The 21,364-nt window shown below is 41.4% G+C and carries 20 protein-coding genes and 1 pseudogene; 12 read left to right on the top strand and 9 right to left on the bottom strand.

Annotated elements, in window-relative coordinates:
* The first annotated feature begins 584 nt into the window (after positions 1-584).
* Positions 585-803, top strand: coding sequence for a hypothetical protein (locus H6G96_RS13980; protein WP_012412269.1), 219 nt, complete (start codon positions 585-587; stop codon positions 801-803).
* The gene (locus tag H6G96_RS13975) at positions 796-1,212 is read left to right on the top strand and encodes a retroviral-like aspartic protease (RefSeq protein ID WP_190912007.1); all 417 of its coding nucleotides are present in this window, start codon (positions 796-798) and stop codon (positions 1,210-1,212) included. The genes H6G96_RS13980 and H6G96_RS13975 overlap by 8 nt, the downstream gene beginning before the upstream one ends.
* Before the next feature lie 10 nt (positions 1,213-1,222).
* Here the strand turns inward: H6G96_RS13975 and H6G96_RS13970 are convergent, their stop codons facing one another.
* The gene (locus tag H6G96_RS13970) at positions 1,223-1,375 is read right to left on the bottom strand and encodes a hypothetical protein (RefSeq protein ID WP_190912006.1); all 153 of its coding nucleotides are present in this window, start codon (positions 1,373-1,375) and stop codon (positions 1,223-1,225) included.
* Positions 1,376-1,466: 91 nt separating this feature from the next.
* Here H6G96_RS13970 and speB point away from each other — a divergent pair, with 91 nt between their 5' ends.
* Entirely contained in the window at positions 1,467-2,510 is a 1,044-nt protein-coding gene (speB, locus tag H6G96_RS13965; protein ID WP_190912005.1) for an agmatinase SpeB, read from the top strand.
* Between the two features lie 110 nt (positions 2,511-2,620).
* Entirely contained in the window at positions 2,621-3,274 is a 654-nt protein-coding gene (locus tag H6G96_RS13960; protein WP_190912004.1) for a DUF938 domain-containing protein, read from the top strand.
* A gap of 264 nt (positions 3,275-3,538) precedes the next feature.
* On the opposite strand, the gene H6G96_RS13955 is transcribed toward H6G96_RS13960, so the two are convergent.
* Entirely contained in the window at positions 3,539-4,507 is a 969-nt protein-coding gene (locus H6G96_RS13955) for a tetratricopeptide repeat protein (RefSeq protein WP_190912003.1), read from the bottom strand.
* A gap of 262 nt (positions 4,508-4,769) precedes the next feature.
* Complete coding sequence (locus H6G96_RS13950; protein WP_190912002.1) at positions 4,770-5,159, bottom strand: hypothetical protein; 390 nt, start codon at positions 5,157-5,159, stop codon at positions 4,770-4,772.
* Positions 5,160-5,680: 521 nt separating this feature from the next.
* Here H6G96_RS13950 and H6G96_RS13945 point away from each other — a divergent pair.
* From H6G96_RS13945 to H6G96_RS13925, 5 genes are all read left to right on the top strand, one after another.
* Positions 5,681-6,571: an SGNH/GDSL hydrolase family protein gene (locus H6G96_RS13945; protein WP_190912001.1), complete on the top strand. Its 891-nt coding sequence runs from the start codon at positions 5,681-5,683 to the stop codon at positions 6,569-6,571.
* Between the two features lie 591 nt (positions 6,572-7,162).
* Entirely contained in the window at positions 7,163-8,467 is a 1,305-nt protein-coding gene (locus H6G96_RS13940; protein ID WP_190912000.1) for an O-acetylhomoserine aminocarboxypropyltransferase/cysteine synthase, read from the top strand.
* 125 nt (positions 8,468-8,592) lie between these two features.
* Positions 8,593-9,672, top strand: a complete 1,080-nt coding sequence (gene metX / locus H6G96_RS13935) for a homoserine O-acetyltransferase (protein ID WP_190911999.1) — start codon at positions 8,593-8,595, stop codon at positions 9,670-9,672.
* A gap of 215 nt (positions 9,673-9,887) precedes the next feature.
* Positions 9,888-10,853, top strand: a complete 966-nt coding sequence (locus H6G96_RS13930) for a DNA polymerase III subunit delta' (RefSeq protein ID WP_190911998.1) — start codon at positions 9,888-9,890, stop codon at positions 10,851-10,853.
* 293 nt (positions 10,854-11,146) lie between these two features.
* Positions 11,147-11,764 carry a hypothetical protein gene (locus H6G96_RS13925; protein ID WP_190911997.1) on the top strand — a complete coding sequence of 206 codons (618 nt, stop codon included), beginning with the start codon at positions 11,147-11,149 and terminating at the stop codon, positions 11,762-11,764.
* A gap of 169 nt (positions 11,765-11,933) precedes the next feature.
* Here H6G96_RS13925 and H6G96_RS13920 read toward each other — a convergent pair whose 3' ends face one another.
* Positions 11,934-12,188: a hypothetical protein gene (locus tag H6G96_RS13920; protein ID WP_190911996.1), complete on the bottom strand. Its 255-nt coding sequence runs from the start codon at positions 12,186-12,188 to the stop codon at positions 11,934-11,936.
* A gap of 358 nt (positions 12,189-12,546) precedes the next feature.
* Here H6G96_RS13920 and H6G96_RS13915 point away from each other — a divergent pair, with 358 nt between their 5' ends.
* On the top strand, positions 12,547-13,311 hold the full coding sequence (locus H6G96_RS13915) for an N-acetylmuramoyl-L-alanine amidase (protein WP_190911995.1): 765 nt from the start codon (positions 12,547-12,549) through the stop codon (positions 13,309-13,311).
* 69 nt (positions 13,312-13,380) lie between these two features.
* On the top strand, positions 13,381-14,952 hold the full coding sequence (locus H6G96_RS13910; protein ID WP_190911994.1) for a glucosaminidase domain-containing protein: 1,572 nt from the start codon (positions 13,381-13,383) through the stop codon (positions 14,950-14,952).
* A gap of 49 nt (positions 14,953-15,001) precedes the next feature.
* Here the strand turns inward: H6G96_RS13910 and H6G96_RS13905 are convergent, their stop codons facing one another.
* The 3 genes from H6G96_RS13905 to mnmG are packed head-to-tail and all read right to left on the bottom strand — an operon-like array spanning position 15,002 to position 18,486.
* Positions 15,002-16,333, bottom strand: coding sequence for a hypothetical protein (locus H6G96_RS13905; protein WP_190911993.1), 1,332 nt, complete (start codon positions 16,331-16,333; stop codon positions 15,002-15,004).
* Between the two features lie 60 nt (positions 16,334-16,393).
* Positions 16,394-16,516 (bottom strand): hypothetical protein, encoded by a 123-nt coding sequence (locus H6G96_RS42370; RefSeq protein ID WP_277932917.1) that lies wholly within the window; start codon positions 16,514-16,516, stop codon positions 16,394-16,396.
* Positions 16,517-16,563: 47 nt separating this feature from the next.
* The gene (mnmG, locus tag H6G96_RS13900; RefSeq protein ID WP_190912038.1) at positions 16,564-18,486 is read right to left on the bottom strand and encodes a tRNA uridine-5-carboxymethylaminomethyl(34) synthesis enzyme MnmG; all 1,923 of its coding nucleotides are present in this window, start codon (positions 18,484-18,486) and stop codon (positions 16,564-16,566) included.
* Between the two features lie 407 nt (positions 18,487-18,893).
* Between mnmG and H6G96_RS13895 the strand changes: the two genes are divergently transcribed.
* Positions 18,894-19,763 (top strand): D-alanyl-D-alanine carboxypeptidase family protein, encoded by an 870-nt coding sequence (locus tag H6G96_RS13895; protein WP_190911992.1) that lies wholly within the window; start codon positions 18,894-18,896, stop codon positions 19,761-19,763.
* Positions 19,764-19,955: 192 nt separating this feature from the next.
* Here the strand turns inward: H6G96_RS13895 and H6G96_RS42830 are convergent.
* Positions 19,956-20,090, bottom strand: a pseudogene (locus tag H6G96_RS42830) (hypothetical protein); the annotation flags it as partial.
* Positions 20,091-20,309: 219 nt separating this feature from the next.
* Positions 20,310-21,275 (bottom strand): hypothetical protein, encoded by a 966-nt coding sequence (locus H6G96_RS13890; protein ID WP_190912037.1) that lies wholly within the window; start codon positions 21,273-21,275, stop codon positions 20,310-20,312.
* Between the last annotated feature and the right edge of the window lie 89 nt (positions 21,276-21,364).

The raw sequence follows: 21,364 nt of genomic DNA, 5'->3' as shown, positions 1-21,364 counted from the left end.
ACGCGCAGCAGAAAAATTGACCTAATTAATAATGTACCCTGTATCAAGGATTGCATTCAGGCAATGTGCGTTAGCGTAGCTCGTCGTAGACATCATTGCAGACTCCTGCCCGTCTACGCTCGACCTCAAAGCCTCACCATTCAACCTTTTTACACGAATTGTCGAGTTAAAAGAGCGAGCATTCCACCTTTGAACTCGAAGCTTGCACTTTTTTACACAAACTGTCGAGCAAAAAAGGCGTAGGCGTAGCCCGTCGTAGACATCGCTCTACCTAAGAACTTGAAGCTTGCACCTTTTTACACCAATTATCGAGTAAAAAGAGCGATCGCTCCACCTTTGAACTCGAAGCTTGCACTTTTTTACACCAATTGTCGAGTAAAAAGAGCTATCGCTCCACCTCAGAACTTGAAGCTTGCACCTTTTAGCACGAACTGTCGAGCAAAAAGGGCGATCGCTATTGTATTTTTTGAGAATTGACCAATAGCGATGCCTGCGGCGGGCTAGGCCAACGCCACAAACTTTGTAGTCACCTTATAGTAGTTGTAAAAATATAAAAAGTATTTAGCCGTTATCTTCAACTTGATATGAGCGCAGCAGATTTATTCCCAACCTTGCACAAGCTATCTCGTGCAGATAAACTCAAGGTCATGCAGTTTTTAGTTCAAGAACTGGCGACCGAAGAAGAAGCATTATCGTTACAGCCAGGAGTCACTTATCATGTGTGGTCTCCCTATAATTCTCATGAAGCTGCTAATAAACTAGCTGCACTGCTAGAACAAGACAAACAGGTAAACGATGCTTAATTCACAAGGATTTATCTTCGTTGAAAGCCGTGATGTGTTTGGGGATATTGATGCAGTACCAATATTACCTTTGACGTTAAGCTACAAAAATTCTGTGGTTAACGTTTCGAGTTTATTAGATACTGGAGCTAGTATTAATGTTTTACCTTACAGTGTAGGTATTCAGTTAGGGGCGGTATGGGAAGAACTAACAACCTCAGTACAACTGGCTGGAAATTTAGCACCAGTTGAAGCAAAAGGGTTAATTTTATCTGCTCAAATAGCCAGTTTTGCACCAGTTCGCTTGGTATTTGCTTGGAGTTTTACTGATGATGTGCCATTACTTCTAGGACGCATGAATTTTTTCGTGGAATTCGATGTCTGTTTTTATCGTTCACAGATGGCTTTTGAACTGTCTCCTAAGTCGTAAGATTGAGCAATCATGCGATCGCTCCACTTTTTAACTCAAATTGTCGAGTGAAAAGAGCGTAGGCGTAGCTCGTCGTAGACATCGCTCCACTCGTCAAACAAAGAGTAGCAAGAGTACGCCCAACAGGTGTATCGCCGCAATTACGACCAAGTAATAAAAGCACTATAGTTTACCGTCTGTGAAAAATTTTTATTACAATGCAGATGTCCACTAGGCGGCGTGCTGTCTATCCACGTAAATCGAGAAGATAATCGATGAGTAATCAATTACAAGACTACAATCCTAGCGGCATAGGTGAAGTAAATGGCAACCTCTTAGGTTTGCCTTGCGATTATGAGTCTGCAAACCTGATTGTCTTTGGTGTGCCGTGGGAAGTCACTGTTTCATACGGTGCAGGCACAGCTAACGGCCCACAACGAATTCTCGATGCTTCAACTCAATTAGATTTATTCGATTTCGATAACCCTGATGGTTGGAAGCAGGGAATTTTCATGGTAGAAATTCCCCAAGATATTTTAGAAAAAAATACATACTACCGCGCCTTAGCAGCACAAATTATTGAGCGATTAGCCCAAGGTAAACAACTTTCAGATACACCAGATTTAACATCTGTCCTCGCAGAAATTAATCAAGTTTGCCAACAGGTAAATCAATGGCTGTTTGAAAATTGTCAAGAAGCAATTAACAAGGGTAAGCGAGTTGCAGTGATTGGTGGGGATCACAGTTCGCCGTTAGGTTATTTCCAAGCCTTAGCGGCTAAGTACGCAAACTATGGCATTTTGCACATTGATGCCCACGCAGATTTACGCGATGCCTATGAGGGATTTGAGTTTTCTCATGCGTCGATTATGTTTAATGCGATGAAAATACCGCAAATTTCTAAGCTAGTGCAAGTGGCTTTGCGTGATATTAGTCATGACGAAATAGAAATGATTGACCAATCTAGCGATCGCATTATTGCATATTACGACCCAGCCATTAAACAAAAGCTTTACTCTGGAACAACTTGGATTGATTTATGCCGAGAAATTATCAGTCATTTACCTGAGTCTGTTTACATTAGCTTTGATGCAGATGGTTTAGATCCAAAACTTTGTTCCAGTACAGGTACTCCTGTTCCAGGTGGGTTGGAATTAGAGCAAGCATTTTGTCTGTTCCGGGAATTAGTAAATAGTGGGAGAAAAATTATTGGCTTTGATATTTGCGAAGTTGGTGATGCTGAGTGGGATGGTAATGTCGGGGCGCGGGTAGTTTACAAGCTGGCAAATTTGATGGATTTATCTCAGAAAAAAATATAACGGTTCCCACTAAGATGGGGTACAGCACTATATCACAAGGTGTCGGGGCACGGCATACCGTGCCCCGACTAAATTGTTAGAGTGAAATCAGGTATTTAAAAACGATACGGATGACATTACAAGACGCACGACAATACGCACCAGCAACCGATCGCAATCGTGAACCAATTCTAGAAGTACTTTCACAAGTATTGCCTGGGAATGGGACGATTTTAGAAATCGCCAGTGGTACTGGTGAACACGCAGTTTTTTTTGCATCCAGACTTAGAGATTGTATGTGGTTACCAACAGATATAGATCCACAAAGAAGAGCCAGCATTATTGCATGGACTGAACACTTTAAATGTAATAATATCTATCCACCGCTTGAGCTTGATGTTAGAGAACCAGTTTGGGCAGTGGAAGAGGGGGCAGTAACCCAGTGGCTGAATACCTCGCCAATTATTGCGATCGTCAACATCAATATGATTCACATTTCACCTTGGTCAGCTTGTCTGGGGTTAATGGCAGGGGCAGGTCGGATTTTAAAAGCAGGAGGCATCCTCTATTTGTATGGGCCATTTAAACAAGGTGGAGAACATACAGCACCGAGTAATGCGGCTTTTGACAAATCTTTACGTGCCCAAAACCCAGAGTGGGGTATACGTAACTTGGATGATGTTGTTGCAGTAGCTAGCGCCCAAAATCTCATCTTGAAACAAACTTACCAAATGCCAGCTAATAATCTTTCAGTAGTGTTTCAACGTTCTGCTAATTTAGAATAATTCCTCAAAAGGTTAGTTAGCGGACTCGAAACGTTGACCTTGCTCGAATCCCAACCGACCTAGGATCTATCCATTAGTCACATCATGTCCGCTTGATTACACCAATTCTGAATCTGGTTCCACACCCTGATCATGAATATCAACTAAATCTGCTGGTACTTAATTCAGAGGATATTCTAAAAGTCGATTTTCATGTGTTTTGGCGAATAGAAATTGCCAAAGCCTTTTAAAACATTCTGATATTACCTGAATCAGTAGTGAGAGTTACTGGTTAGCACCAGTTTTGAACAACTGCGACAAATGACTTAACCATCTCCCAAACCAGAAACGAGATCCTGCGCTTGCAACGTTCTGAGAAAGAAGCTCAATCGCATGGTTACAATCTTGCAAACTTGCATCAAGTTTCATTGCCTGATAAATTTCGCGGGCATGACAAAAGGCATCCATCGCTTCTGATTCCCGATTAATTTTTTCTAACACCAGACCTAAATTAAACCAGGCGTTTGCTTCTGCATTTTGGTCATCAAGATTCCTTCTGATTTCTAATGAATACTGATGAAACTCAACCGCCTTTTGGTACTGTCCCAGAGCCTTATAAGCATTGCCCAACCCACTTAAGGCCATGGCTTTCCCATTGCGTTGACTTTGCCCGCCGTAGGCATCGCAGATGGATGTTGCCAGTTCTAACCATTGCTGGTAAAACTCAATTGCCATCTGGTAATGTCCCAACGATTCATAAGTATTACCTAAACTTCCCAGGGAAATGCATTCGCCAGTCAAATCGCCTATTTTCTTACTGATACTCAACCACTGCTGATAAAACTCAATTGCTTGCTCATACTTGCCCAGGTATTCATAAGTATTACCCAAACTTCCCAAGCAAATACCTTCCCCGGTGCGATCGCCTATTTTTCTAGTGATACTCAACCACTGGTGATAAAATTCAATCGCTCGCTGGTATTTACCCAGTGATTGGTAGGCGTTGCCCAACCCAGATAAAGATTTGGCAACGCCTGCGCCATCGCCTATTTCTCTTGCTATATCCAACCACTGCTGATAAAACTCAATTGCCAAATGGTACTCGCCTAGTGAGTCGTAAGCATTGCCTAAACTTCTTAAACAAGTGACTTCGCCATTGCGATCGCCTGTTTCTCTGGCTTTGTGCAAGCACCGCTTTTCAAACTCAATGGACTCGATGTTATTTAAGCTCCCGGATCTAATTACTTCTGTCATTCTCTATAGAAAACGAAATTTGTGGTGGATAGGCTGTCGATTATACAATTTTCTATGCCTTTCGCACACTAGAAATGCAATTTAGCGGCACAACTTCTCTCAAAATATAAAAATTCTTTTTCAATATCAAACTTTCTTTTATACACAGCAATCTCCGCAATTGCTGAGTGTAAAATGCTTTGATTTATATTGTTAACAAGCGTACGAATATACTATAACAATGAAAAATTCCGCTTTCTAATAAAGATATGGAAAAACCAAATCAATCAGCAGCAGCATAATCAGGTAATGCGTTGAGTTGTAAATTAACAGCACTTAGATAATTTTGATCATTTAAAACTTGTGATGGTAATTTATCTGCGTTAACAGCAGCCTTTACCAAATCTTTTGCAATAATATTTCTATTCAGAGTTTGATATACTAATGTTTCTCCACTAGGAATCCCGTGTTGCTTTAAACCTCCCTGATAAGCAAAAGTAACTAGATTGAAAGGCTCAAGGTAACTAACAGAAGTAGAACTAGTGGATAAATTGTTAGAGTTAATAGCTATTTCACTAGTGTTGTTAGTAGCTGTTTGAGCGCCAGCGATTCCAGGTACAAAAGTAATAAAAGCAAAAATCAGTCCGGAATTTATTAAGGTAACAAGTTTCATAAGGTTATTCTTTGGTAAAACGCGATCGGTGTTCTTTATTAATACATTCCTCTTTATTATTAATCTCAGCTTCCTTCAGTCAGGTCATCTGATCGGTTGATATATGACTCACCCAAAAGGGTGAGCTAATTGAAGAACACAAGGAGCAATAGAGACTCTTTTAAATTCAAACGCAGAAAAAATTGGCTGAAATTCCTAATTACTTAACTGAGGCAAGTTAAACATTTATGCAATTTTTAATTCGCCTTTTGAGTTCCCCAAGCATTACAGAAATTGCTGCGATCGCTTTTATGCAACCATAAACAGATGTCTACGACGGGCTACGCTTACGCATTGCGGGCAAAACACAACAGCGTTGTATTAATACAATAGGCAAAATCCACACCTGAGAGTGTCCGGTTTTGCTCACCAGCCCTCAAGCTAGCTTGTTAACTTAGAGAAGTGTTCAATTGCAAGCTCAATCTTTACTCACAAGAATAATCATCAATAGCTGTAGTCTTTAGGGTTTGCAGAAAAGTTTAATGCAAAGAAAACAGTGGTTTTTAAGAACGGGACTTGCTCTCCTAATTTTTATCATGGTTGTAGCGGCAAAATTTATGGATAAAACTTATTCCATCAGAGAAATTTACGTATTTGGAGACAGTCTTTCGGATACAGGGATGGTATTTCGGGCGACAGGAGGAATGTATCCACCGAACCCAACTTACTTTCAGGGACGTTACTCGAATGGTCGAGTTTGGATTGAGTACCTTGCCGAATCTCTTCATTTGTCCTCCAAGCAAACTAACAATTTTGCTTACGGAGGCTCGACTACTGGCAGTGTTGGCAACAACTATGTACCTAGTTTGCTAAATCAAGTACAGTCGTTTACACAGACACATCAACAGACAAATCCTGATGCTTTGTATGTGCTATGGGCAGGAGCAAATGATTACTTGCAAGGGGTAAGTAGTGCAACTATTCCTGTTAAAAATGTGACAACGGCAATCAACTCTCTAACTGATGTGGGTGCTAAAAAGATTTTGGTAGCAAATTTACCAGATTTAGGACAGTTACCTGCCACTAAAAACAGTACGAATTCTGTGAATCTTAGTGCATTAACACAAGCACATAATCAAGGCTTGAGGCGATCGCTTAAAGTACTAAGTCAACAGCATTCCGATCTTGAGATTGTGATATTAGATGCCAACACACTATATCGAGATGCGATCGCAAATCCGGCAACTTTTAACTTTACCAATGTTATCAGTCCATGCCTGTCTAACGGTCGCACCTGTGGTAACCCAGACCAGTTTTTGTTCTGGGATGGTATTCATCCGACGGCTGCGGCTCATCGAATCATCGGAGAAACTGCTTTTTCAACAATTCAAGAGGCAGGGATGATTAATGCTCCTTCAATGTTGGTTCCCTAATTTACTTGAACAGTTTTTGCAGAGATAAAATTCTTTCTTAGGACTTACGCACTGTACAAATGCATCGTGATATGCATTACCTAAAATAGAAAGTTTTCAGGCTTTTCTTAATTATCCTGCGATGCCTACGGCGGTAAACTACGGAAATAGACGATGCTGTAGGGGTACAGTATTGCTGTGCCCTTACGAAAGATATGGTTTTTAACCTTAATCCATATTTGGTATTTCTTGTCAATGTGTAAGTCCTATTTCTATCAAAAATGTTTTAGATTACAGCCTTTTTAATCTATTTTGAACCACAATCCTTGGTAGGGGTGCATAGCTAGCTGTGCGCCCTTACAGTATGTTTAAGCTGTTACGCATTTAACTGGAACATTTACATGAAGGCTGATGACGGATGACTGATGACTGATAACCGTTAACAGTTAACTACCGTAAAGAGTGTTTATACAATTTAGGCGCGCATCAGCTTAATTTACTAAAAATAGCTGTAAAATACGGTAAACCTAACGAGTTACCGTTGATTAATCTAACAGAACCCTCAAATAGTATATTACTTGCTTGTATAATTGGAAACTTAAATAACTGCTTATGTCTGAACAATATCGTTTTGAAACCTTGCAAGTTCATGCTGGACAAGAACCGGCTCCCGGAACTAATGCTCGTGCTGTACCAATTTATCAAACGACTTCCTACGTTTTTGACGACGCCGAACATGGAGCGCGGTTGTTTGCTCTCCAGGAATTTGGCAACATTTACACCCGAATCATGAACCCGACGACGGATGTATTTGAAAAGCGAATTGCTGCTCTAGAAGGGGGTGTAGCAGCATTAGCAACAGCTAGTGGACAGGCGGCACAATTCTTGGCAATCAGTACGATCGCTCAGGCTGGGGATAATATTGTTTCCACTAGTTTTTTGTATGGGGGAACATATAACCAATTTAAAGTATCCTTACCACGTTTAGGCATTAACGTCAAATTTATCGAGGGAGATGATCCAGAAAGTTTCCGTCAGGCGATCGACGATCGCACCAAAGCATTATACGTTGAAACCATTGGTAATCCTCAATTCAACATTCCCGACTTTGCCGCTTTAGCTCACATTGCTCACGAAAACGGTATACCTTTAATTGTGGATAATACCTTCGGTGCTGGTGGGTATCTAGCTCGACCCATCGAACATGGTGCAGATATTGTAGTGGAATCTGCAACTAAATGGATTGGTGGACATGGTACTTCTATTGGTGGCGTAATTGTCGATTCGGGTAAATTTGACTGGGGTAACGGCAAATTCCCCCTATTTACCGAGCCAGCGCCCGGTTATCATGGATTGAATTTTCAAGAAGTGTTTGGCCTTAGTGGAACATTTGGTAACATTGCCTTTATTATTCGCGCCAGGGTAGAAGGGTTACGGGATTTTGGCCCATCCTTGAGTCCATTTAATGCCTTTCTTTTACTGCAAGGATTAGAGACTCTCTCGCTTCGTGTAGATCGGCATATCAGCAATGCCTTAGAGTTGGCTCGGTGGTTAGAGCAGCAAGAGCAAGTATTATGGGTTAATTATCCGGGGCTTGCCAATCATCCATATCATGAACGAGCGAAAAAATATCTCCGGCATGGCTTTGGGGGAGTTTTAAACTTTGGCATCAAAGGTGGATTGGAGGCAGGTAAAGCTTTTATCAATCATGTGAAATTGGCGAGTCATTTAGCAAATGTTGGTGATGCTAAAACCCTCGTTATTCATCCCGCTTCCACAACCCATCAACAGCTAAGTGATGACGAACAGCTTTCGGCAGGTGTGACACCCGATTTGGTGCGGGTATCGGTGGGAATTGAGCATATCGACGATATTAAAGAGGATTTTGAGCAGGCATTCCGGCTAGTTAGGAGTTAATAAATGGGAAATGGGGAATGGGGCATGGGGCATTGCTTATTAATTCTTCTCCTCCACTCCTAACTCTTAACTCCTAACTCTTAACTCCTAACTCTTAACTCTTAACTCCCAACTCGCCACTCCCCATGCTCTACTCAGACTTCATCTCACCGCAAACCCAGTTTTACCAACTGACAGTGCCATTTCAACTTGAAGGGGGCGAAACATTAACTGGGGTTCAAGTTGCTTATCGCACCTGGGGACAGTTAAATGCTCAAGCCGATAATGGGGTACTGATTTGTCATGCCTTAACTGGTTCGGCTGATGCCGATGATTGGTGGGAACCCTTGTTTGGTTTAGGGAAAGCTTTCAATCCAGAACATGATTTTATTGTGTGCAGCAACATCTTGGGAAGTTGTTACGGCACAACCGGGCCAACTAGTATCAATCCGATAACGGGAAAACCTTATGGCGTATCCTTTCCTGAGATTACAATCCGAGATATGGTTCACCTGCAAGCTGTACTACTAGAATACCTGGGTGTTCAATCTCTGCGGTTAGTAATTGGCGGATCACTTGGTGGAATGCAAGCACTGGAGTGGGCGTTATTATATCCAGAAAAGGTGAAAGCGATCGCACCCATTGCTGTTTCTGGCAGACATTCAGCTTGGTGTATTGGATTAAGTGAAACCCAAAGACAGGCAATTTACGCCGATCCAAACTGGCAAGGAGGGAACTACACGCTGGATGCGCCCCCGAACCAAGGACTAGCTGTTGCGCGGATGATGGCGATGTCTACTTACCGTTCTTGGGATAGTTTTACAATCCGCTTTGGGCGGCACTATGATGCATCTGAGCAGTTTGCTATAGCCAGTTACTTACAGCATCAAGGTCAAAAGCTGACAGAACGATTTGATGCCAACACTTACATTACCCTCACCCATGTAATGGATCGCCACGATGTTGCACGCGATCGCACAAATCCTAATTTATCGGATTATGAATCTATTTTGCAAAGTATCCAGCAACCGTCTTTAGTTGTCGCAATTGATTCTGACATTCTCTATCCTCCAGTAGAACAACAAGAATTAGCAAATTTAATCCCTAATGCTCAATTGGCGTGGCTGAAGTCAACCCACGGACATGATGCATTTTTAATTGACATGGCTGCATTGAATGAAATATTAATCTCTTTTCAGCAAAGTTTAGATTTTCCAGCCTCCTAGTACCGCAAGGCGGAAGTCAAAAGTCAGAAGTATTATAGAATAAGCACTTTAGGGCTTTTCAATGGTCTGCTTATTTATGCCATGCTGTACTAGCTAATTATGAGGCAAAATGATGAAGCGAAAAAGGCGATCGCTATTGGTAGAAAGTATTTATATATTAAAAAGATAAGTACAGAAACTGAAAAAAGATTATGTATTAGCTAAAAGCTAAAAATATGGCATTAAATTCCAAAGTTATCGGGACACCATTTGCACCAGTTGTAGGACAACAGCAAGCTATAGAATTACTCACTCAAGCTGTTAGACAAAAGCGGGTTGCTCCAGCCTATCTATTTGTGGGGCCAGATGGTGTAGGAAGGAGTTTAGCCGCCAGGTGTTTTGTAGAATTGCTATTTTCTAGTGAAATGGGAGTTACTACGGCTTTACAAAACCGTTTGCGTCAGGGTAACCACCCAGCTTTACTATGGGTGCAACCAACATACCAATACCAGGGGCAACGATTAACACCAGTAGAAGCAACAGAAAAAGGGCTTAAGCGTAAGGCTCCACCCGTAATTCGGCTAGAGCAAATTCGGGAAATTGCTGAGTTTCTAAGTCGGCCACCCTTGGAAGCACCAAGGAATGTGGTGGTGCTAGAGGAAGCCCAAACAATGGCAGAAGCAGCAGCGAATGCTTTACTTAAAACCTTAGAAGAACCAGGACAGGCGACGTTAATTTTAATTGCACCTACACCGGAGTCTGTTTTACCAACTTTAGTGTCACGCTGTCAACGCATTCCTTTTTATCGTTTAGATGCACAGTCTTTGGCTGTTGTACTTACACAAACTGGTCATCAGGAAATTTTGCAAAATCAGGCAGTATTGAGCATAGCAGCTGGCAGTGCTGGAACTGCGATCGCATCTTACGAACAATTACAAGCTATTCCCCCTGAGTTACTCGAAGACCTGAAAAAAGCCCCTGCTTCCTACCGCAAAGCCTTGGAGTTAGCTAAGAAAATTGATAAGGATTTAGATACAGAAGCCCAACTGTGGTTAGTTGATTATCTTCAGCAATTCTACTGGCAGCAGTGGCATCAACCCAGCATCATTAACCAGCTAGAACAATCTCGTAAATACTTGCTTTCTTACGCTCAACCAAGGCTAGTTTGGGAATGTCTGCTTTTATCTGTATGTCAAAAATAAAATTCTATTTACTAAGGATTATACAAAAAGCTCAAATCCTTTAGCAATATTAAATGATATTACTTAAGTATTTGTAGATATTAGTACTTGTGTATTATTGAGAGTGAGCTACGCAAAGCTTCTGTCTCCGACACGCTGCGCGAACGTAAAGGATGTGGCGAGTTAAAAGACATTGCCCCAAGACACTAGAAGTTACTCAATTATCAAAGCTTTATAGTAAACAAAAGTCTTGCGGGGGATGACTAATAAAGGCTGTCCAATTACTCTTTTTGAAGATTGTACCCCTGACTTATATGAACTTATCGCAGACAATTCCAGTTCTTCTTTTAGGGACTAGCTTGGCTGTGCTTTCACCGCAAGTTTGTCCTGCTCTCACTATTCAAGAAGTAGCTAGTCTTGCCCAAGCATCAAGCGATTTGCCAGTGGTCAAATCAGCAGGACTGTCCCCCGACATTAATGTGCCTTGGTCGAAAACTGTGAGAATCGTTGACCCTTTTGAAGGAGAGTTTATTGGGGTTTTCGACCGGAACTCTTTAGGTGGCTATTTGTACCGTGAGGGTTCAAAGCAAGTTCTTAGTTTATGGACTCCTTCAAGCATTCGAGTCCTCGTAACAGTAAATTCGGGTGAAGCAAGGTCTTCTTTCTACACAGCAGGTCGTGTGTATCCCAGACCTGACTTTATTAGGTTTGTTACTACCAAGAAAGTTGATAAACTTTTGCTCAAGGTCAGGGAAAAGGTTTTTCAATTAGACGGTTCAACCGGCACATTTGCTGTCAGTCAAGAACTAGCCACCGCTTTGAAAAATGCTCCAGATGAGAACTTAAACATCAGACTAGTCTTGGAAGGAGGTCAAACTGTGGATAGCGAAATTGGCAAAGGGACGGTAAAAGCTTGGCGAAATATTTATTAAGCGATGTCTTTGGCGGGCTACGCCTACGCATTTTTAACTATTAGGCGGAAAGTCCCGCGCTCTGGCAAAGGTGAGCGTCGGGTGAGGTGAGCGTCGGGAGGATGCCACCCTAAGTATTATCTATATATCAAGAAAAGAAAAATTTTCTCCCCTCTTATCAGGAATTTAGCTAGTAAAACTTGTTTATAAATTTAGGAAGAACAGAAACAGAATCGATGATAGGAGGTGTAGAAATTAAAATATAAGATTCATAATGATCTTTAATTACCAGATAAGTAGGTATAATGGCGATCGCTAGGTTTTGTACCTCCCAACTGCGTAAGCGTAGCCCGTCACTTTGAGACTGCTGGTAGCGACGCAAAACAGATTGGATATTTTTTTTACAAACTTCTTCACCGACTACCTGAGAAAGTTCTCGCCACAACTGAGAACTGACTTATTTTATGTAGTCGTGTTTATAACCTATCTGCACCGCAATTTCCGCATAAGTGCGTTCCAGCCAACTTTCCAGTAAAATTACAGATTGAACATCATTAAAAGGGACTGGGGATTGGCGATTAGAGACTCTTTATTAGGTTATAAAACGAAAAATTATGGTAGTTGCTCTGACCCCTCCCAAATTTTGGGATGTTTCCAAGTACTGAGTCCCCAGTAACGGAGCGGCTTCCTCCCGCCACTAACATAGGGTATGGTGGGGGACTCCTCGCCGCGCTCAGTTAATAATTAATACAGTATAGTGAGTTAACCCGTACCTCTCAAGTTATAAAAAGGACATTAACGCTATGAAATTTGGTATTGATATAGGACACAATTGCCCTCCTCACGATACAGGGGCAACAGGTATCCAACAAGAAGATGTTTTAACAAAAGCAGTTGGTACAAAACTGATACAAAAACTAAAAGCAGCAGGTCATACGGTTATTGATTGCACTCCCACAAGTGCTAGTGGTGTAAATGATTCTCTGAGACAACGAGTCAATAAAGCAAATGCTAATAACGTTAATGTCTTTATTTCGATTCACTTTAATAAGTTCAACACTATAGCTAATGGCGCAGAAATTTTCGCCATTAGCAATACATCAAAAGGTATCGCTCAATCAGTTTTAAAAGAGATTGTTAAACTTGGCTTCAATAATAGAAAAGTTAAAAGTACAGGTTTTTATGTTATCAAAAATACACAAATGCCCGCTATTTTAATTGAGTGCTGCTTTTGTGATTCCAAAGTAGACATGGATCGCTTTGATGCTGAAAAGATGGCCGAAGCAATTAAAGATGGATTAATTGGTGAGTCCGATCACGATGATCCTAAGCCTGATAAAAAGTACAGTCTAGAAATTACAGAAAAAACTTTCTTAAAACCTTCTACAGAACAGTCATCAGAACTACCTAAAGACTCTGTAATCGATATTGTTCCAGGAAATTATCCAATTTTAGATGTCCGTTTTGAGGAAAACCATTATTGGGTTAAGTGGTCTGACAAAAGTAAAGGAAACCGAGATGGGCATTTTGTTTTCGCTAAACATGCCAAAGTTGTAGAAAAAGATTAACTAATTTTATGATCCCTGGCTTCTCTAAGAACCCAGGGATCTACAAAAACTTTTTAATAGGACAAATATATGTCATTATTAGATGATTTAGTCAATAATTATTTTAATAAAGATTTAGGATTAATTTTTACAAAGATTGGTATTGAGCCTACAAGAATTACTGAAATAAATCGGCAAATTTTAAAAGAAGTTACTCTTGCTCAATGGTTACTAGAATCTACTAGAGCTAAAAGTGATCTAGCTGTCAATGCTAACAATTTTGCCGGATTAAAATGGCGAGACCCTGATATGAAAGGGTTTGCCGAACCGTTAAAAATCAAAGTTCCTTCTGAGCCAGAAGAAGTTGAGTTTTGTAAATTTATAGATATAGACGCTTTTATTATTGGTTATTGGAAATTTTTAACTCGCACTCCCTATAGAGGCTTAGAAGATCACACCAACACACCAGAAAATTTCCTTGGCTTTCTCAAGGCTAAAGGCTATTCATCTGATCCTAAATATGTCAGTAAGGTTGTAGACTTGCTTCCAGAGGCACAAAAGTTACTGGCTAATGCAGGTGGAGTTATCACTCCTGTTTCAGTGGAACAACTACAGCTAATTCGTGCGCCAAAAGAAGTTGAAGTAGGACAAAATTTTAGGGTTGAAGGCGTAGCACGTTTAACTGACAGTGGCAAAGTTTTGTCGATTATGATCGACAATCAATTTCCAATTCCAAATGTAGCAATTAGTCAGGATGGTAAATGGGAATTTGATTTCGTCTTTAAACAACAAGGCGATCGCCGCTTGATAATTGCTGTTGACAATCAAACCCTAGAGATCCAAATTAAAGTTGTTGTTCCTTTCGATCACAAAGACAATGAGAAGACTCAACAGCCTACAGCATCCAGCTTACCAGGAGCAAAGGTAATTAAACTCGGTGGTAGCGTAGGAATTGGCGGAGTCAATAAAGCTGATGATGTTAAGGCTATTAAGGCGCGATTGCATGAGCTAGGCTACAAATGGGTAGGCGATCCTAACAGTGCAGACAGAGACAGAGGACTATTTGACGCAATCAAATTATTTCAATCAATTATTGCAGGTCGCACTACTATTAATGGTGATGGTCGAGTTGATGTTGGTGGAATAACTCATCGATGGTTGCAAGCAGCTAATGCACCACGGTGGGAGTTGATGCCAAAAAGCGACCCTGATAATGGTTTCGTTAACGGTGAACTGGAAGACACCCAAGATAACCACGATTTTGGAACACACTGGTTAGCTGATGTTATTAAAGTAATTGCCCAAGACTATCAAAATAGTTATCGCAATACTCATCCCAAAGCTGCTCCATTTGCAATTAACGATGTTAGCCTTCCTCATGGAGGCGATACTCCCGACCATCATGGACATGAAACTGGCATGATGTGCGATGTTTACTTACCCAAAAGAAATGGGACTTTTGGCGGCATTTTTTGGTCGAGTTCTGAATACGATCAAGATGCTACGCGAGCTATTCTCAAGTCTATTCGCAAGCAAAAGCTAGTAAAGGTTGGGGCGGTTTTCTTCAACGATAAAAAGCTAATTCAAGAGGGACTTTGTACTCCAATGATTGGTCACGATCATCATATTCATTTTGAAATTAACCCACCATTAAGAAGCTAATAGAGAGTCCGGTGTTTAGTGTGTAGAAGAGTTGCTGACAAAAGAACCTTTATAATTTCTGCCCTGCGTAAATCGATCGCACTTCGCCGTTACGCCGGATGACAGCTTCGCCATTACTGACATCTACTAGTGTCCAACCACTTGAGCCAATATTTTCACCCATATTGACTCGGCGAGTCACGCCCTCAATTTTAAACAAAGCAGCAGATTTGTTACCCAACTCTAGCAATCCCTCTAAGGTATTACTTGGAGCAACTGCGATCGCAGTTGGTGGATATACTTGTTCATGAGTAATAGTTGGTTCTGACTCTGGGGCTAATGCCGCACGCAATGGAACTACTGGTAATGCAGGCAGAGGGTTGGGTGTTTGGCGTACAGTAATGGGTGCAGTTTTTGCAGCTACAGGTTTAAGTTCGGCTCTTACAGCCGAAGCTAACATATTGACGGTTACAGGCTTTGCAGCTTGTTGCACTGTATTCAGGACACTTTTTACCACATTAGATTGAGATCCCTGCAATGCATTGGCAACTTGTGGTAAAAGTGTGGGAGTCCCAGGAATTGCTGGCAAGGCGTAGCGCATTGGCGACGGCGCTTGATAAACAGGAACGTAGATCCGCTCAACAACGCTTCCAGAACGGTTAGGGGCTGGTGGTGTATTGTTAACTAGAAGTGGTGGTAGATTACCAGTTGTTTGTCGGTTACTAAGGGCTATTTGGTTAGTCTTTGCCTGAGTGGAATATCCCGGACTAAAAGATTTTTGATTGCTTTTGGCTTCTTGCTTATCTATAACTGCCAGTGCTTGGAGCATATAGTCAACTAACTCTGCCTCAATTTCTGGTTTTACAGGCAACTGTGACTGCGGTTGCGGCACTAAAACAGCTGGCTGGGTCAAGTTGGTATTTACAAGATATATGACTCTAGACTGTACCAGGTAGACCATACCAGCGATCGCCACGCCTAGAGTTGTTCCTACCATCAGTAGTTTGCCCAAACTCCGACTACTTTTCTGACGCTTTCTACTAACTCTTTTTACGGTGGCGCTGTCAAACACAACGGTACTCAAGTGCTTGTGGTTATTTTGAGCAACTGTCGGTAAAATCATCTGCGGGAACGTGACTGTTCCCATAGGCACGTATTCTGGAGGCGAGTGGCGTTGAGGTTGGGGGGAAACCCCAGCAACAGACTGATTGGATTTATTCTGCCTACTGTGCCTAAAGGTTTGAGAAGACAGATTTCCACTAACATCCAGAATGCAGTCGATATCGGCAAAGAGTTCATCCATTAGACCATCAGCATAGTTTTCTATCGACCAAGGCTCGTTGGCGATTAAGTCTTCTGATGGTTCTGGTACTATGAGACGGGTGCTGGCTTCTTGTAACATAGACTTTCTGGGTTGTTGCTAGGACGAGGAAACGCCGCGCCTACTGCCTGGGAATTAGGATTATAGATGAAACATCCAATTCGCCGTCTTATTGAGACAAGCTGCTTGAGCGCTGGTATTAAAGTCAACTTTAATCTGGGGATTGTTAATGATGCCATTACTAATATTCATGTCATCTATCATACCAATCCCCCTCTCTACTACTATACTCAGTCTTTATCAAGCTTGTGTTAAGCTAATGCCGGAAACTCTGATTGGCTATTGCTTCTACGCAATTCTAAATATAATAATAAAGCATTAACATCGGCTGGGTTTACACCCCCAATACGTGCAGCTTGACCAAGAGTGAGTGGTTTTACGTGAGTTAGCTTTTCCCGTGCCTCTTTGGAAAGAGTATCAATTCTTGTGTAATCTAAATCCGCAGGTAACTGGCGATGCGCTTGGCGGGCAATTTGGTCAATCTGATTTTGTTGCCTAGCGAGATAGCCAGAATACTTGATATCAATTTCTGCGCCTTCTTTCTCGGCGCGGTTGAGGTTGGCGTTTCCCAGTCCGAACCTGTCGAGGTCAACGTAATGGAATCCCGGACGGCGCAGCAAGTCATTAAGGGTAATTGAACCTTTGATTGCTTGTTGGGTATTAGATGCGATCGCTATTCCAATTTCATCATGTTCTTTGACTCGTGTAGCTTGCAATCTTTGTTTTTCTGTGGTTATATTCGCCTGTTTTTGAGTAAACAGATCCCAGCGGCGATGGTCAATTAAACCAATTTCTCGTCCCAAGGGTGTTAAGCGTTGGTCAGCATTGTCAGAACGCAATATCAATCGGTACTCTGACCTACTGGTAAGCATCCGGTAAGGTTCGCGTAAATCCTTTGTACATAGGTCATCAACTAGCGTTCCAATGTAACTTTGCTCACGGGCAAAAACAATCATCTCTTGAGAGCGAGCAAATCGAGCTGCGTTGATTCCCGCCACCAGCCCTTGAGCTGCGGCTTCTTCATAACCTGTAGTACCATTAATTTGCCCAGCACAAAATAGTCCGGCAATCTTCTTAGTCATCAGTGTGGGGTAACACTGTGTTGCTGGTAAATAGTCATATTCCACAGCATACGCTGGACGCAGCATCACACATTTTTCCAAACCGGGGAGAGTCCGCAATAATTGCAGTTGCAAATTTTCTGGTAAACCTGTAGAAAATCCTTGGATATAAAGTTCGGGTATATCCCGTCCTTCTGGTTCAATAAAGATTTGATGACTTTCCTTATCGGCAAAGCGGACAATTTTATCTTCAATACTGGGGCAATAACGCGGCCCTTTGGCTTCCACCCAACCGCCATAAACTGGTGACAGGTGCAAGTTATCTCGAATTAGGCGATGGGTTTCGGCGGTTGTGCGGGTGATGTAGCAAGGCATCTGTTCCCGTTCTATCCACGCCTCTGGGTCAAAACTAAACCAGCGTACATCTTCATCTCCTGGCTGGATGAGCATTTTACTATAATCCACCGATCGCTTGTCTACTCTGGCTGGGGTTCCAGTTTTGAGCCTTCCGGTTTCAAATCCCAGGCGGTTTAGGGTTTGCGTCAATCCTTCAGCCGCAAATTCTCCAGCGCGTCCGGCTGGCATTGATTTATTACCAACCCAAATTTTGCCTCCCAGGAAAGTGCCAGTTGTCAAGATAACTGCTTTACATTGGAACCCTACACCAAAATAAGTTTCAACGCCGATGACTTCACCGTTAGCACCCAGCACCAAATCTATTGCCATGCTTTCGCGGATTGTCAAGTTATCTTGGTTCTCGACAATATTCTTCATTACTGCTGCATATTCGCGCTTATCAGTCTGGGCGCGTAATGCCCAAACAGCAGGCCCCCGTGAAGAGTTGAGGATACGTTTTTGTAAGTAGGTGCGGTCTGCTACTTTACCAATTTCTCCGCCAAGTGCATCTACCTCATGGGTCAACTGGGATTTGGCCGGGCCACCCACTGCTGGGTTACAAGGTTGCCAAGCGATTTTATCCAAGTTGAGCGTCAATAGCAGGGTACGACAACCGAGGCGTGCAGAGGCGAGAGCTGCTTCGCAACCGGAGTGACCTGCACCGACGACTATGACATCAAAAGCGTCTTGGAATTCAACGGAATTGTGCATGGTCATACTTACAGGATCAACAAGCTTAGAGTTCTTTTCAATTTTAACTGTTCCAGTGGTTTCATGGATGTAACTTTCTAATAAAAAAGTTATCAAATTTACTAGTACTGAATTAGAGACAAGTTTCTAATTTTAAACTTGAGCAATAAGTCAAAAGTACAATGTTTTTTAATAATTCTGGCACTGCTGTTATTTATCTATTACAGCTATTTTTGACATGATTAGCTATGAAGAAAAGCTGATTTATTACGGTTTTATATTAAATTGGGTTGCATAAGCTATATAGAAACATATATAAAACTTATGCATTATCTGCTCTTATCTCTCATTTTTGCTTGCAATTAATCAGCAACAGATTATAACAAACTTATCTCTTGCTTTTATTCTTAAATACACTAACCAATTATTTAAAAATGAAACTCCCGATCAGAAATAAAAAAATCATTCCTAGAATTATCAGAAAGGCAACTTTTATCAGTATAGTTATCTTGATGATTTTTATCTTAGTAGCCAGTAATGAGATTAGCCAACACAAATTAGCTAGAACTGCACAACCATTAAATGGATGCTTGAGTAATGATTTATTAGCTTGTACAGATACCTCTAAAGAGACAATATTAGAACCATTTATTCCTAACCCAGAATTAGATGATCTACAGCGTTTTTTATCTGCGATCGCGAGGAAGTTACCAGTTCCCCAAACTGGTACTTATGAATATATTTTACTACGAGCATATGGTGCAGCTTTTGTAAATCCAAATATCGAGATTAAACTGCCGCCAAAATATATCTTTGCTAATGAACAAGAAACCCAAGAATTTCAAGCTACTTTAACAATGGGTCATGTTAATGGCACTAAAGATTGTTATTTACAAAAGCCGGCATCTGATGCTTTAAATAAAGCGCGATCGCTACAAAAAATACCGCTAAAATCTGGTTATGGTTCTGGTGATTGTATTCGCACTTTCAAGACGAATTTAAGATTTTGGCATAAATATGCTAACAATCAAGTTTTGGCAAAAGTTAAACAGGGCAAAGAAACAAAAATTCTCGGTGTGGTCGCCCCTCCTGGAACTTCACAACATCTCTGGGGATTAGCAATTGATTTACGCGTAGGTAGTCAAGAGCAAAGAAAAGCTCTTAATGAAAATGGTTGGTTTCAAACTGTATACAATGATGTTCCACATTGGACTTATGTGGGTTTAACTGAAGAGAATTTACCCCTATTTGGTTTTAAGAAACAAGTTGTTCGAGGCATTAGTTATTGGGTAACGCCACTTTAATTATTAATATTATTTAAGACACAATTAAACGCGCTTACCCTGAAAATTGATTTGTTCGAGGCAGTAGCCCTCAATGTTGGATGGCAAGAAAAAGCAGTTCTGGAATTTTATTTATCCCACTTTAAAATAGATTGGAAGTGAAAAGCAGTCTATTGTCCTCAAGGCAACGCTTGCAGCAATGCCCTTTGCCCTCTATACATTTTGGACACCTGGACGACCATTCTCAACAACAAAGGAAGCAAAAGTGTATACAGGGTTAGAAATCCGGTGGCTGGCAATGTGACTTAAAACACGATTACGTGCAAGGGGATATCCATCCCATGAGTCGTTCCATAAAAGTTCTTGTTGAGATTTCTACAATAAAAGGGAATAAAAAATTTGGATAATAACCATCTAGTTGTTAACATTAAAAATAAAAATCCAGTTAGTCTCTATAAAAAGTACAAATAGTTTTGTAAATACAACTTTTTTTATTTTCAGCTCCGTTCTTCAACTCTTATAAAAATTACTTTTACAAGAGTTGAAGAAAGAGTATCCTAACGACTGTTATTCATTAACAATCGTAAAGCCTTCATAATCAATGTCTCCACTTGCAGCACTTGGTAAAGGGACTGTACCAAGTAAAGTGGCGGTTGCAAAGCGAGCACCATTAGCACCACCAGCACTACCTAAACTTAGACCTGATGCAGCAAGTTCATCTTGATAGCCTGTGATCTCATAGACAGCACCAGTTTCCAGGAAAGCCAACAATCTTTGAGAACCGCTGTTAGTAAATGCCAGCCCAGAATCGGCGTTGACATTCAAAGCTTGCCCTGAAGGAGTTCTCAAAGCAATCGGCGCAGATAGCTCACCAGTGAGCAAATCTACTTTGTAAAGCTGCGCTCCATCTCCATCAGCAGTGCTGAAATCGCTAGCAAGAGCGCGACTACGACCAGGATTAAGATTGTCGATAGCTAATCCATCGGCAAATTTTCCAGGGTTGGTAGCTTGAGTTCCTTGTCTTTGTGCAGCAGTAGTAGGTGCGCCAAAGCCGTCTACAAGGCTAATAGTTCCAGGGTTAGCTGTAGTAACTTTATAAAGAGAGCTACCTGCATTACTGCCGCTATTATTCCCTGAAATGTTGTATAGAACAATTGGTTGACCAGCTGCTGAAAAGTCACGTCCAAAGTCAGCACCTGAGTCAAACCCAAAACGACGTACGTCAGATGGTGTAGGTGTTGGTGACGCACTAGCTGGAGCAAAAGGCTGATCTACATTATTGATCCGAATAACGGAACCAGCTGTTGTAGAACCAGAGGCACGTGCTTCGTTAATTGCACTTGCCCTTCCAGTAGTGGGGTTAGTTCCCAAACCTTCTAGGTCTGCGTTTGGAATATTCGCAGCATTGATTTCGCCTACTTTCTGGGGAGTACTATTAGGAGAGCTTATGGGAAAGCGGTAAACTGCGAATTGTTCTCCACCTTGGCTAGGATTGATATCCGCATCTCCAATGGTATAGCCGTAAAGAACCATGAGAATTTTCTCCTTGTTGAAACCTGTTAAAGTTTTGGGAACATTCCAAATAAGCAGCATTCCAAATGTGCAAATTGCTATCTGACTAA

The organism is Nostoc sp. FACHB-892 (genome assembly GCF_014698795.1).
In the GTDB taxonomy this organism is placed as follows: Bacteria; Cyanobacteriota; Cyanobacteriia; order Cyanobacteriales; family Nostocaceae; genus Nostoc.
The sequence above is the reverse complement of the archived record's forward strand: the minus strand, read 5'-3'. Positions and strand labels throughout refer to the sequence as shown.

What these genes read in the sequence shown, in the direction of transcription:
- H6G96_RS13980 (WP_012412269.1), top strand. Translation starts at nt 585, where the DNA reads ATGAGCGCAGCAGATTTATTCCCAACCTTGCACAAGCTATCTCGTGCA.
- H6G96_RS13975 (WP_190912007.1), top strand. Translation starts at nt 796, where the DNA reads ATGCTTAATTCACAAGGATTTATCTTCGTTGAAAGCCGTGATGTGTTT.
- speB (WP_190912005.1), top strand. Translation starts at nt 1,467, where the DNA reads ATGAGTAATCAATTACAAGACTACAATCCTAGCGGCATAGGTGAAGTA.
- H6G96_RS13960 (WP_190912004.1), top strand. Translation starts at nt 2,621, where the DNA reads ATGACATTACAAGACGCACGACAATACGCACCAGCAACCGATCGCAAT.
- H6G96_RS13955 (WP_190912003.1), bottom strand. Translation starts at nt 4,507, where the DNA reads ATGACAGAAGTAATTAGATCCGGGAGCTTAAATAACATCGAGTCCATT.
- H6G96_RS13950 (WP_190912002.1), bottom strand. Translation starts at nt 5,159, where the DNA reads ATGAAACTTGTTACCTTAATAAATTCCGGACTGATTTTTGCTTTTATT.
- H6G96_RS13945 (WP_190912001.1), top strand. Translation starts at nt 5,681, where the DNA reads ATGCAAAGAAAACAGTGGTTTTTAAGAACGGGACTTGCTCTCCTAATT.
- H6G96_RS13940 (WP_190912000.1), top strand. Translation starts at nt 7,163, where the DNA reads ATGTCTGAACAATATCGTTTTGAAACCTTGCAAGTTCATGCTGGACAA.
- metX (WP_190911999.1), top strand. Translation starts at nt 8,593, where the DNA reads ATGCTCTACTCAGACTTCATCTCACCGCAAACCCAGTTTTACCAACTG.
- H6G96_RS13930 (WP_190911998.1), top strand. Translation starts at nt 9,888, where the DNA reads ATGGCATTAAATTCCAAAGTTATCGGGACACCATTTGCACCAGTTGTA.
- H6G96_RS13925 (WP_190911997.1), top strand. Translation starts at nt 11,147, where the DNA reads ATGAACTTATCGCAGACAATTCCAGTTCTTCTTTTAGGGACTAGCTTG.
- H6G96_RS13915 (WP_190911995.1), top strand. Translation starts at nt 12,547, where the DNA reads ATGAAATTTGGTATTGATATAGGACACAATTGCCCTCCTCACGATACA.
- H6G96_RS13910 (WP_190911994.1), top strand. Translation starts at nt 13,381, where the DNA reads ATGTCATTATTAGATGATTTAGTCAATAATTATTTTAATAAAGATTTA.
- H6G96_RS13905 (WP_190911993.1), bottom strand. Translation starts at nt 16,333, where the DNA reads ATGTTACAAGAAGCCAGCACCCGTCTCATAGTACCAGAACCATCAGAA.
- H6G96_RS42370 (WP_277932917.1), bottom strand. Translation starts at nt 16,516, where the DNA reads ATGATAGATGACATGAATATTAGTAATGGCATCATTAACAATCCCCAG.
- mnmG (WP_190912038.1), bottom strand. Translation starts at nt 18,486, where the DNA reads ATGACCATGCACAATTCCGTTGAATTCCAAGACGCTTTTGATGTCATA.
- H6G96_RS13895 (WP_190911992.1), top strand. Translation starts at nt 18,894, where the DNA reads ATGAAACTCCCGATCAGAAATAAAAAAATCATTCCTAGAATTATCAGA.
- H6G96_RS13890 (WP_190912037.1), bottom strand. Translation starts at nt 21,275, where the DNA reads ATGGTTCTTTACGGCTATACCATTGGAGATGCGGATATCAATCCTAGC.